Origin of the sequence: Streptomyces sp. NPDC050485, assembly GCF_044458185.1 — a bacterium.
GTDB lineage: Bacteria > Actinomycetota > Actinomycetes > Streptomycetales > Streptomycetaceae > Streptomyces.
Map to the genome: position 1 here is coordinate 126584 of NZ_JBITHR010000020.1, position 11086 is coordinate 137669.

Here is an 11086-nt window from a genome sequence, read left to right on the forward strand (position 1 = left end):
CCCGGAGGGTTTAGGGAAGGGGCGGGGAGGGGCTCAATCCAGCGGCAAGCCCGGGGCCGGGTAGGACGACATCAGGTCGGCCACCTCCGCGCGGATCACCGCGAGGGCGGACTCGTCGCCCGCCCGCGCCGCCGTCACACCCCGGTCGATCCACTCCGCCACCGCGGGCATGTGCTCGACGCCCAGACCGCGCGAGGTCAGGGAAGGGGTGCCGATGCGGATGCCGGAGGGGTCGAAGGGCTTTCGGGGGTCGTACGGGACCGTGTTGTAGTTGACGACGATCCCCGCCCGGTCGAGGGCCTTCGCGGCCACCTTGCCCGGTACGTCCTTCGGCGTCAGGTCCATCAGGATCAGATGGTTGTCCGTGCCGCCCGACACCAGATCGAAGCCCCGGGCGAGCAGCGCCTGGGCGAGAACCTTCGCATTGGCGACCACCTGGTGCGCGTACGCGCAGAACGCCGGCTGCGCCGCCTCGTGCAGCGCGACCGCGATCGCCGCCGTGGTCTGGTTGTGCGGGCCGCCCTGGAGCCCGGGGAAGACCGCCTTGTCGATGGCCTTCGCGTGCTCCTCGCGGGACATCAGCATCGCCCCGCGCGGACCCCGCAGGGTCTTGTGCGTGGTGGTCGAGATGACGTCCGCGTACGGGACCGGGGATGGGTGGGCGCCGCCCGCGATCAGGCCCGCGATGTGCGCGACATCGGCGACGAGCACCGCGCCCGCCTCCTGGGCGATCTCCCCGAACGCGGCGAAGTCGATCGTGCGGGGCAGCGCCGTGCCGCCGCAGAAGATCAGCTTCGGGCGCTCCTTGAGGGCGAGTTCGCGCACCTCGTCGAAGTCGATCAGACCGGTGTCGGCGCGCACGCCGTACTGCACGCCCCGGAACCACTTGCCGGTCGCCGAGACGCCCCAGCCGTGCGTGAGGTGGCCGCCCATCGGCAGCGCCATGCCCATCACGGTGTCGCCGGGCTCGGCGAACGCGAGGTACACGGCGAGGTTGGCGGGCGAGCCCGAGTACGGCTGGACGTTGGCGTGATCGACGCCGAACAGCGCCTTGGCCCGCTCGACGGCCAGCGTCTCGACCTTGTCGATGTTCTGCTGGCCCTCGTAGTAGCGGCGGCCCGCGTAACCCTCGCTGTACTTGTTCTGCAGGACCGTCCCCGACGCCTCCAGGACCGCCGTCGAGACGTAGTTCTCGCTGGGGATCAGGCGCAGGGTGTCCGACTGGAGCCGCTCCTCGGCGGCTACGAGCCCGGCCAGCTCGGGGTCGGTGGCGCGAAGGGCGGGATGGGAAAGGGGAAGGCTCATGGCGTCCTCCGGGGTCCGTTGACAGATTCCCGGGGTGCCCAGGCGGGCGGCACCTCGTGCGACAGGCCGCGCACGGCTTCCCCGGGGTCGCTTCCCCGCTCGCCAGTCGCCGTACGTACCGAACACCCTACCGGCCGCGCCGGACGGCAAGGTTTCTTCGTCCGGCATCCGAGCGACGATAGAAAAGGGCACCATCTACGCCCCATGCCGCATGACGATCGGAGAACCCGTGTCGACCCACGCAGCGACCGAAGACGCCATCCGTTCCGCCGAGGCACACAGTGCGCACAACTACCACCCCCTGCCCGTCGTCGTCGCCTCCGCCGAGGGCGCCTGGATGACGGACATCGAGGGCCGGCGCTATCTCGACATGCTGGCCGGCTACTCGGCACTCAACTTCGGCCACGGCAACCGCCGCCTCATCGACGCGGCGAAGGCCCAGCTGGAGAGAGTGACGCTGACGTCGAGGGCGTTCCACCACGACCGCTTCGCCCAGTTCTGTACGGAGCTCGCCGCACTGTGCGGCAAGGACATGGTGCTGCCCATGAACACCGGGGCGGAGGCGGTGGAGACCGCCGTGAAGACGGCCCGCAAGTGGGGGTACAAGGTCAAGGGCGTCAAGGACGGGACGGCGAAGATCGTGGTCGCCCGGGACAACTTCCACGGCCGTACGACCACGATCGTCAGCTTCTCCACCGACCTGGAGGCCCGCGCGGACTACGGCCCCTACACGCCGGGCTTCGAGATCGTCCCGTACGGCGATCTCACCGCGATGCGGGCCGCGGTCACCGAGAACACCGTGGCCGTGCTGCTCGAACCCATCCAGGGCGAGGCGGGCGTGCTCGTTCCGCCGCCCGGATACCTTGCGGGCGTACGGGAGTTGACGCGCGAGCGGAACGTGCTGTTCATGGCGGACGAGATCCAGTCCGGCCTCGGCCGCACCGGGAAGACCTTCGCCTGCGAGCACGAGGGCGTGGTGCCGGACGTGTACATCCTGGGCAAGGCGCTGGGCGGCGGGGTGGTCCCGGTGTCGGCGGTCGTCGCCTCGGCGGACGTGCTCGGCGTGTTCCGGCCGGGCGAGCACGGCTCGACGTTCGGCGGGAACCCGCTCGCCTGCGCGGTCGCCCTGGAGGTCATCGCGATGCTGCGCACCGGCGAGTACCAGCAGCGGGCCACCGAGCTGGGTGACCACCTGCACCACGAGCTCGGCCTGCTGACCGGCACCGGCACGGTCGAGACGGTGCGCGGGCGCGGGCTGTGGGCGGGCGTGGACATCAATCCGTCGTACGGGACCGGGCGGCAGATCTCCGAGAAACTGATGGACCGCGGAGTCCTGGTCAAGGACACCCACGGTTCCACGATCCGCATCGCGCCGCCGCTGGTCATCAGCAAGGAGGACCTGGACTGGGGCCTCGACCAGCTGCGCGCGGTGCTCGCGGAAGACTGAGAGGCCCCGGCGAAGGCTCGATGCGGCCCCCGCGCCCTGTCTTTTGAGGGGCGCGGGGAACTGCGCGACCAGCCACGCACGGCCCGCAGCAGACGGCCGCCGCTTCCTGCGGAGCACTTTGCCGGGACTCAACCCGCCGGAGCGGAAGGGCAGTTGGAACCCGCGCAGAAGACGCTGAGCACCGTCTTCAACGTGTTCTCCTGCTCCGGCCACGCCGCGGCCGGGGCCGCGGACAGCACCGCGTAATGCTCGCCGCCCGGCGTCAGGAAGGCGTAGTCGACCACCTGGCGCCGGTGGCCGAGCTGCTGGTTGTCGTACGCGTAGACGAGCCGCGCGGCCTGGGTGGCGCCGCCGGGCACGGTCGCGTCGTTGCCAAGGCTGATCTCCTGGTAGCCGGGGTTCTTCGCCAGCTCCCCCGAGGTCTGCTTCAGCGCGTCGTACGGGCTGAGGCCCGACTCGGCGACCGGGTACACCTGGATCAGCCGGGCGTGGTCGGCGGAGTTGTAGAAGACGCCCTTGCCCCCCTGGTCCTCACGGGTCCAGCCCTGCGGCACGTAGAGCGTGAACCCCCTTGGATCCTGGACGAGTTGGAACCCGGCGGGCGCGGTGGAACCCGGCGACGCGGAGGGGGAGGCGGAGGCCGAGGGGCTGCCCTTGCCGTCGTCGCTGCGGTCGGGGGTGACGGAGGGCGACCCGGACGCGGGCGGGCCGACCACGACCTTCGGATGGTCGGGCCCGCCCCGGGCCAGCAGCCAGCCGCCCCCCGCCCCGGCCGCGGCCACGACGACCATCGCGACGACGACGGCGACCGGCACCCGCCGGGCGGGGCGCGCCTCGGGGGGCACGACGTGCGGCTCCTCCAGGGACGGCAGGGGCAGCTGGGGAGCAGGGGGTGTCGGCGGCGCTGGGGGCCCCGGCGGTGCCGGGGGCGCCTGGGACTCCGGAGGTGCGACGGGGGCATGGTCCGACCCCTGTACGCTCTCCCACTTCTGCGTCGCCGCGTTCCAGCGGACCTCGCCCTTGCCCGTGCTCATCGCCCGCTCACAGCCCGGTCACTTCGCGGACCCGCTGCACCAGCGCCTCGCCCGATGCGAGCAGGCCCGTGATGGCGGTGGCGCCGGTGAGGAGTTCGCCGAGCCGGGCGAGGCGGCCCGGGGTCGCGCGGCCGTCGGTGCGGATCTCACCCTCGGCGTCGGCCAGTTCCGCGTCCAGGGTGCGGGTCTGGTCGTTGGCCACCAGCTGGGCGAGACCCGCCCTGAACTCCACGATGGCGTCGAGGAGTTGGCGCTGCGCCTCGTCGTCGGCGCCGCCCGCGTGGTAGGTGCTCCGCACCTTGTTGTGGTCGCCGACCGAGACGGAGCCGGTCACCCCGCTGATGTGTACGGACCGCTGCGTGTTGTCGCCGTCGGACATGGTCATCACCCCTCGTTCTTGACGGTGTTGTGGTCGCCGACGCTGATCGCCCCGCGGGCGTTCTCGATCATGACCCCGCCCTGGGCGACATTGACGATCTTCTGCTCGAACTGCCCGGTGTCGTACCCGGCTTCGTACAGCACGTTCCGCACTCCGCTGGTCACCCGGTCCTCGATGGACTTCACATAGCGCTGGTAGTCCATCGACTGGAACAGGGAGGTGTCGGGCGCCGCGGCCAGCTCGCGCACCGACCGGGCGGGCCCGTCGGGCAGCGCTCGCCCGTACCCGCCGGTGAGGCGGTGCCAGGTCGAGCCGATCGCGCGGCCAAGCACGACCAGGGAGCGCAGCGCGGACGCCGGGGTGTGCAGCAGCGCCCAGGCCGCCTTGCCCAGCGGGTTGCGGCAGCGGAAGTCGTGGGCGGCCCGGTCGGCGCGGAAGAAGTCCTCGCGCAGCGGCGGCAGGACGTGCGGCGCGATTTCCAGGACCAGCATGCCGCCCTGCGTGTGGACCCGTACGAACACGGTGGTGACGAGGTGCTCCTCCCAGCCGCCGACCCGGATCCGCAGGAAGTGCCTGCGGGCCTCGCCGCCCTCCTCCAGGGCGGCGGCCCGGTGCTGCTCGAAGTCGCCGTCGCGGTAGGGCGCGTGGGTGCGCGAGGGGAGCCCGTCGACCGGAAGGAAGACGTACTCGGTCATCTCCAGCTGCCGCAGCCGGTCCCGTACGGCGCCTGCCTGGGCCGCCACCGCCGGTGCGGGGACGCGGAGTTGGGCGATGAGGGGCTCGACCATGCGCAGGATCTCGGCGTTGGAGACCCGGGCCGGGGCCCGGTCGCCGAGCGACTTGCGGGGGCGCAGCTGGATGGAGACCGACCAGGGGTCGAAGGGGTCGCCCGCGCCGCGGAAGGGGGCGTACGCGCGGTAGACCGCGAGCCGGGCGTGCTGCTCGGCGCGGATCAGGGCGGCCAGCCGCTGGAACCGCCCGTTGGCGTTGGCCTGCGCGGGGTCGGCGGCGAAGTCCTGGAAGCCCTCCGGGGAGAGCTCGCCCGCCATGATCCGGGCGAACTGGGCGCGCTGCGCCGCGATGCAGAGCGCGAGCACGGCGAAACAGGCGAGGATCCCCCAGCCGAGGCCCGGGCTGAAGCCCTGGCCCGCCAGGCCGAGGGCGCCGCCACCGACGAGGCGGGCGGGGCCCGTGACGAACGGCGGGACGGAGCCCGAGCTGCCGTAGGAGCTGCCGTAGCCGTAGCCGTTCCCGTAACTCCCGTATGCGGAGGAGTAGTTGTGCGAGGAGGAGGAGTATCCGCCGAACAGCGAGACCACCACGGCGATGGCGAACACGGCGAGAAGGCTCCGCGCCCACCAGCGCAGGAAGAACGCGGGCACGGTGCGGTACCAGGGCGCGGGTCTGGCGGTGCCGCGGACGAGCCGGGCCACGCCGAGCAGCAGGCAGGGCCCCAGGACGACGAGGAAGGCGTACTGGGTGACGACCACGCTCAGCACCCAGAGCACGAGGATGCCGAGCGACCAGGCGATCTCCAGGTTGCGGGCGCGCAGCGCGTGCGCGAGGACCCGGGCCGCGTCGAAGCCGAGCGAGGGCGCGACGATCCGCTCCTCGTGGACGTACAGCTCGTCGATGACCGCGTCGCGGTACTCCTCGTCCAGGTACGTGCCCGCGGCCATCAGCCGGGTCGCCTCGCTGACCGCCGGATGCACCGGCGGCAGCCCGCCGGGTTGCCGGTCCGTCGACTCCGCTTGCTGCGGCACATGGGCCTGCGTCATGCTCCTGCTCCCCCGAGGTGTGACCGTGCGCCCCAAATCGCCCTGCCGGACCGATGGTTCGAGGGCGGGGCTGCTGCCAGGCAGGCCATGTTAGCGGCGCCGCGGCCCCCCGCACCCCCGCGATCCCCGCCGCGCGGTAATTGCCTCGCACCTCCGTACGGGCGGAGGCACCATGCGGGCATGGAACGCGAACTCATCAGCACCATCGCCCACGCCGACCATCCGATCGCCGCGCCGCTCTCCGACGAGTCGGTGCGCCGGATCCTCGATCGCGCCCTGCCGCGCGGCGGGGGGAGACTGCTGGACCTCGGCTGCGCGGAGGCGGAATGGCTGGTGCGGGCCGCGGCCGGCCGGCCCGGCCTGCGGGCGGACGGGGTCGACATCAGCCGGACCGCGCTGGAGAAGGCCCGCACGGCCATCGACGCGGCCGGCCTCGCGGACCGGGTACGGCTGCACTCCTGTGACGCGGGCGATTTCACGCCGCCGGAGCCGGAACCGTACGACCTGGTCCTGTGCATCGGAGCCACCCACGCCTTCGGGGGCCTGCTCCCCACCCTGGAGGCGGCCCGCCGCCATCTCGCGCCGGGCGGCAGCGTCCTGGTGGGCGAGGGCTTCTTCAGCGGCGAGGTCAACGAGGTGATGCGGGAAGCGGGCTTCACCCCCGACGAGTACCCCGACCTGGCAGGCACCTTCGACCAGGTGGCCGGGGCGGGCTGGGTGCCGGTGTCCGCGCACGTCAGCTCGCAGGAGGAGTGGGACACCTACGAATTCGCCTGGACCGGCTCCCTGTCCCGCTGGTCCCTCGACCACCCCGAACACCCGGACGCGGCCGAGGCGTTGAAGACGGCACAGGAGCACCGGGCGGGGTACTTGCGGGGGTACCGGGGGGTGCTGGGGTTCGTGACGCTGGAGGTGAGGGCGGGGTAGGGAGACAGGCGAGGGGGCGGGGCGGAGCCCGGCGGGTGGAGGCTTTCCCGGCCCCCCGGCGGGGACGGCTGCGGGGGCGGCTACAGTCCCCCTGTGTTCTTTGGGATGATCTGCGCGCTTGCGTCCGCGCTCTGCTTCGGTACGGCCACCGTCCTCCAGGCCGCCGCGACGCGCGCCACCGAGCCGAGTACGGGGGCGGGCGCCGGTTCCGGTGTCGACGCGGCGCTGCTGCTGCGCGCCGTACGCCAGTGGCGCTATGTGGCGGGACTGGCGCTCGACGGCCTCGGCTTCGTCTTCCAGATCGTCGCCCTGCGCTCGGTGCCGATCTACGCGGTCGGCGCGGCGCTCGCCGCCTCGCTCGCGGTGACGGCGGTGGTCGCGGCCCGCGTCCTGCGGGTCAGGCTGTCCGGTGCGGAGTGGGCGGCGGTCGGGGTGGTCTGCGCGGGCCTCGCCCTGCTGGGCCTGTCGTCCGGCGCGGAGGGCAAGGACGCGGGCCCCGCCTCGCTGCCCTGGTGGCTGCTCGGGGTGTCCGCGGCGGTGCTGGCGGCCGGCATGGTCGGGGGCCGCCTTCCGGACCGCGGCCGGGCCCTGGTCCTCGGGCTCGGCGCGGGCTGCGGCTTCGGCGTGGTCGAGGTGGCGGTCCGCCTCATCGACAACCCCTTCGACCTGACGAATCCCGCGCTGTACGCGCTGCTGCTCGGCGGCGGCGCCGCGTTCCTGCTGCTGACCTCCGCGCTGTCACGCGGCTCGGTCACCACGGCGACGGCCGGCCTGGTCATCGGCGAGACCATCGGCCCGGCCCTGGTCGGCGTGGCCTGGCTGGGCGACCGCACCCGCGAGGGCCTCGGCTGGCTGACGGTCACCGGCTTCGCGGTGGCGGTGGCCGGCGCCCTCGCCCTGGCCCGCTTCGGCGAGCCCCCGGAGACCGAACAGCAGCCCTCCCTCCAGGACGGCTAGGCCGTCACGGCAACGCCCGGCACAGCGCGTCGAGCGCCCCCGGCCAGCCCGAGTCGGGCGGGGTCGCGTACCCCACCACCAACGCGTCGCGGTCCGGCGGGAGTTCGGGGTGGCGGAAGCGGGAGAGGCCTTCCAGGGCCAGGCCCTGCCAGGTGGCGGCCTGGATGACGGAGCGCTCGGTGCCGGGCGGCAGTTCGAGCACCGCGTGCAGCCCGGCGGCGATTCCGCTGACCCGCACGTCGGGGGCCCGTTCGGCGAGCGCAGCCACCAACTGGTCGCGGCGGCGCCGGTAGTGCAGCCGCATGCCGCGCACATGTCGGTCGTACGCGCCGGACCCTATGAACTCGGCGAGCGTCAGCTGGTCGAGCGCGCTGCCCGTCCAGTCCGCCCCGCCCTTGGCCTCGGCGACCTCGTCGGCGAGGTGCTCGGGCAGCACCATCCACGCGATGCGCAGTCCGGGCGCCAGGGACTTGCTCGCGGTGCCGATGTAGACGACCCGTTCGGGGTCGAGGCCCTGGAGCGCGCCGACCGGCTGGCGGTCGTAGCGGAACTCCCCGTCGTAGTCGTCCTCCACGATCAGCCCGCCCGTGGCGCGCGCCCAGTCGACGGCGGCCGCCCGCCGGTCCGGCAGCAGCGGCACCCCTATCGGGAACTGGTGCGCGGGCGTCATGAGCACCGCCCCGGCCCCCTTCAGCGACCCCAACTCCTGGGTGCGGGTGCCCAGTTCGTCGAAGGGGAGCGGCGGCAGCCGCAGCCCCGCGTCGGTCAGCAGCTTCCAGTGCACGTCCAGGCCGTACGACTCGACCGCCACCTCCCGCACCCGGCGGGCCCGCAGCACCTTGCCGATCAGCATCAGACCGTGCACGAACCCGGAGCAGACGACGATGCGGTCCGGCGAGGCGTACACGCCGCGGGCCCGCGCCAGATAGTCCGCGAGGACCGTGCGCAGCTCGATCCGGCCGCGCGGATCGCCGTACCCGAACGCCTCGTGCGGGGCGTCGGTGAGCGCCCGGCGGGCCGCCTTGAGCCACTCGGCGCGCGGGAAGGAGGCGAGGTCGGGGGTGCCCGCCAGCAGGTTGTACGTCGGCTTGCGGCGGGCCGGGAGCCGGTGGGTGTGGCGCCTGTCCTGGCGGGCGACGGCCCGCTGGGCCACTTTCGTGCCGGAGCCCTGGCGGGCGGTGAGCCAGCCCTCGGCGACGAGTTCGGCGTAGGCGTCGGCGACCGTGTTACGGGCGATCCCGAGGTCGGCGGCGAGCGTGCGCGAGGAGGGCAGCCGGGTGCCGGGGGCGAGCCGTCCGCTGCGCACGGCTTCGCGCAGCGCGTCCATGAGCCCCGAGCGCAGGCCCGCCCCGCCCACGTCGATGTGCAGATCGACACCGAGAGTTTCCGGAGAAGTGGCCCAGGAATTCACCATGAGAATGGACCATACCCCTGTGCCATACGACACGTACCGTCGAAGCCATGACGACGAACGAGACCACGACGTACGCACCCGAGCAGTCCCCCCGCCTCCAGTGGGCCAAGGCCGCGCCGGAGGTCTACAAGGCCATGATCAAGCTGAGCGCCGCCGCCGAGCAGGGGCTCGACCCGGTGATCGCCGAGCTGGTCAAGATCCGTGCCTCGCAGCTCAACCACTGCGCGGTCTGCCTGGACATGCACACCAAGGACGCGCTGGCGGCGGGCGAGTCGGTGGAGCGGATCGTGCAGCTCAGCGCCTGGGAGGAGTCCGCGCACTTCTACACGGAGAAGGAGCTCGCGGCGATCGAGCTGGCCGACGCGATCACGGTCCTCACCGACGGCTTCGTACCGGACGAGGTGTACGAGAAGGCCGCCAAGCACTTCGAGGAGACCGAGCTGGCGCATCTCATCTCCACCATCACCATGATCAACGCCTGGAACCGCTTCGGCGTGACCACCCGGGGCGTGGCCGGTCACTACACCCCGGGCATGTACAAGTGAGCGGTGCGGCACGGGAGTTCCAGGTTCCCCAAGCGGTCTATCTGAGTCTCGCGGGGGTCTCCGCCGCCGCCAAGCGCGGGCTCGGTGATCCGGTCCTCGCCGAGCTGGTGATGATCCGCGCCTCCCAGCTCAACCACTGCGCGTTCTGCCTGGACATGCACCTCGCGATCGCCCGCGAGGGCGGTGAGTCGCAGACCAGGCTCGACCTCCTCGGCGCCTGGCAGGAGGCGGGTGACGTCTTCACCGAGCGGGAGCGGGCGGCCCTCGCCCTCACCGAGGCGGTGACCGTCCTCGCGCCCGGCTTCGTACCCGACGCGGTGTACGAGAGCGCCGCGAAGCACTTCGACGACACCCAACTCGCCCACCTCATCGCGGCGATCACCGTCATCAACAGCTGGAACCGGCTGATGGTGACCCGCCGCACGGCACCCGGAGAGACGGAATGGCACAGCTGAACCCCGCCGCCACCTTCCGCGCCCTGCACCAGGGCCGCAGTCCCGGCGATCCGCTCGTACTGCCGGGCCCGTGGGACGCGGCCAGCGCACGGGTCTTCGAGGAGGCCGGTTTCCCGGCCCTGGCGACGCCGAGCGCGGGGGTCTCGGCGTCACTGGGGTACCAGGACGGGTCGACGCCCGCGGACGAGATGTTCGCGGCGGTCACCCGGATCGCCCGCGCGGTCTCGGTCCCGGTCTCGGCGGACATCGAGGACGGCTACGGCCTCGACCCGAAGGAGCTGGTGGACCGGCTCCTGGAGACGGGCGCGGTCGGCTGCAACCTGGAGGACTCCGCCGAGGGCGCCCTCAAGGACCCGGCCCGGCACGCCGACTGGCTGGCCGAGGTGCGGGCGGAGGCGGGTGACCGGCTGTTCATCAACGCCCGGGTCGACACGTACATCCGCGGTCTTCCCGAGCTGGCCACGACGATCGCGCGGGCCCGCGCGTATGTGGCGGCGGGCGCGGACGGCGTCTATCCGTTCGGCGCGCCGCCGGAGCACCTACCGGAGATCGCGGCCGCGGTCCCGGTGCCGGTCAACATGGCCGTCCGGCCGGGCGCCCCGTCGCCGCGCCGCCTCGGTGAACTGGGCGCGGGCCGCATCACGTTCGGCCCCGGCCTCCAGATCCGCGCGACGGACGCGCTGCGGGACATCGCCCGGCAGGTACGGGCGATGTAGCCGGCGTACGTGAGACGAGGGTGCCCCCGGTCCGGGAAGGATGCTGTTGGTTAATCCGGGGGGGGCTGGTTCTACTTCGCCCCGTCGAGCGTGAGCTCGGCGGGGCGAAGTGCTGCGAAGTGGCTGGTG

At 72.8% G+C, this 11086-nt stretch carries 11 protein-coding genes and 1 riboswitch; of the genes, 6 read left to right on the top strand and 5 right to left on the bottom strand.

Going from position 1 to position 11086, the window contains the following annotated elements:
• Positions 1–33: 33 nt before the first annotated feature.
• Positions 34–1305: a serine hydroxymethyltransferase gene (gene glyA, locus ACIBK6_RS32105; protein ID WP_399055161.1), complete on the bottom strand. Its 1272-nt coding sequence runs from the start codon at positions 1303–1305 to the stop codon at positions 34–36.
• 29 nt (positions 1306–1334) lie between these two features.
• Positions 1335–1425, bottom strand: a riboswitch (ZMP/ZTP riboswitch).
• A gap of 91 nt (positions 1426–1516) precedes the next feature.
• On the opposite strand from glyA, the gene rocD reads away from it, so the two are divergent.
• Positions 1517–2752: an ornithine--oxo-acid transaminase gene (gene rocD, locus ACIBK6_RS32110; RefSeq protein WP_399055163.1), complete on the top strand. Its 1236-nt coding sequence runs from the start codon at positions 1517–1519 to the stop codon at positions 2750–2752.
• Positions 2753–2880: 128 nt separating this feature from the next.
• Here the strand turns inward: rocD and ACIBK6_RS32115 are convergent, their stop codons facing one another.
• The 3 genes from ACIBK6_RS32115 to ACIBK6_RS32125 are packed head-to-tail and all read right to left on the bottom strand — an operon-like array spanning position 2881 to position 5943.
• A complete protein-coding gene (locus ACIBK6_RS32115; RefSeq protein ID WP_399055165.1) occupies positions 2881–3786 on the bottom strand; it encodes a hypothetical protein in 906 nt (301 codons plus the stop codon).
• Positions 3787–3793: 7 nt separating this feature from the next.
• Positions 3794–4171: a hypothetical protein gene (locus ACIBK6_RS32120; protein WP_399055167.1), complete on the bottom strand. Its 378-nt coding sequence runs from the start codon at positions 4169–4171 to the stop codon at positions 3794–3796.
• Positions 4171–5943 (bottom strand): hypothetical protein, encoded by a 1773-nt coding sequence (locus ACIBK6_RS32125; RefSeq protein WP_399055169.1) that lies wholly within the window; start codon positions 5941–5943, stop codon positions 4171–4173. The genes ACIBK6_RS32120 and ACIBK6_RS32125 overlap by 1 nt, the downstream gene beginning before the upstream one ends.
• A gap of 180 nt (positions 5944–6123) precedes the next feature.
• On the opposite strand from ACIBK6_RS32125, the gene ACIBK6_RS32130 reads away from it, so the two are divergent.
• Together ACIBK6_RS32130 and ACIBK6_RS32135 are read left to right on the top strand one after the other, a co-directional pair.
• Positions 6124–6870 carry an SAM-dependent methyltransferase gene (locus tag ACIBK6_RS32130; RefSeq protein ID WP_399055171.1) on the top strand — a complete coding sequence of 249 codons (747 nt, stop codon included), beginning with the start codon at positions 6124–6126 and terminating at the stop codon, positions 6868–6870.
• A 105-nt stretch (positions 6871–6975) separates the two neighbouring features.
• Positions 6976–7827 (top strand): hypothetical protein, encoded by an 852-nt coding sequence (locus ACIBK6_RS32135; RefSeq protein ID WP_399055202.1) that lies wholly within the window; start codon positions 6976–6978, stop codon positions 7825–7827.
• A 4-nt stretch (positions 7828–7831) separates the two neighbouring features.
• Here the strand turns inward: ACIBK6_RS32135 and ACIBK6_RS32140 are convergent, their stop codons facing one another.
• A complete protein-coding gene (locus ACIBK6_RS32140; protein WP_399055173.1) occupies positions 7832–9241 on the bottom strand; it encodes a PLP-dependent aminotransferase family protein in 1410 nt (469 codons plus the stop codon).
• A gap of 47 nt (positions 9242–9288) precedes the next feature.
• Here ACIBK6_RS32140 and ACIBK6_RS32145 point away from each other — a divergent pair, with 47 nt between their 5' ends.
• From ACIBK6_RS32145 to ACIBK6_RS32155, 3 genes are read left to right on the top strand one after another with little or no spacing between them, the layout of a single operon-like run.
• Entirely contained in the window at positions 9289–9786 is a 498-nt protein-coding gene (locus tag ACIBK6_RS32145) for a carboxymuconolactone decarboxylase family protein (RefSeq protein WP_399055175.1), read from the top strand.
• Positions 9783–10241 (top strand): carboxymuconolactone decarboxylase family protein, encoded by a 459-nt coding sequence (locus ACIBK6_RS32150; RefSeq protein WP_399055177.1) that lies wholly within the window; start codon positions 9783–9785, stop codon positions 10239–10241. Before ACIBK6_RS32145 ends, ACIBK6_RS32150 begins: the two co-directional genes overlap by 4 nt.
• Positions 10229–10957, top strand: coding sequence for an isocitrate lyase/phosphoenolpyruvate mutase family protein (locus ACIBK6_RS32155; RefSeq protein WP_399055179.1), 729 nt, complete (start codon positions 10229–10231; stop codon positions 10955–10957). The genes ACIBK6_RS32150 and ACIBK6_RS32155 overlap by 13 nt, the downstream gene beginning before the upstream one ends.
• Positions 10958–11086 lie beyond the last annotated feature (129 nt).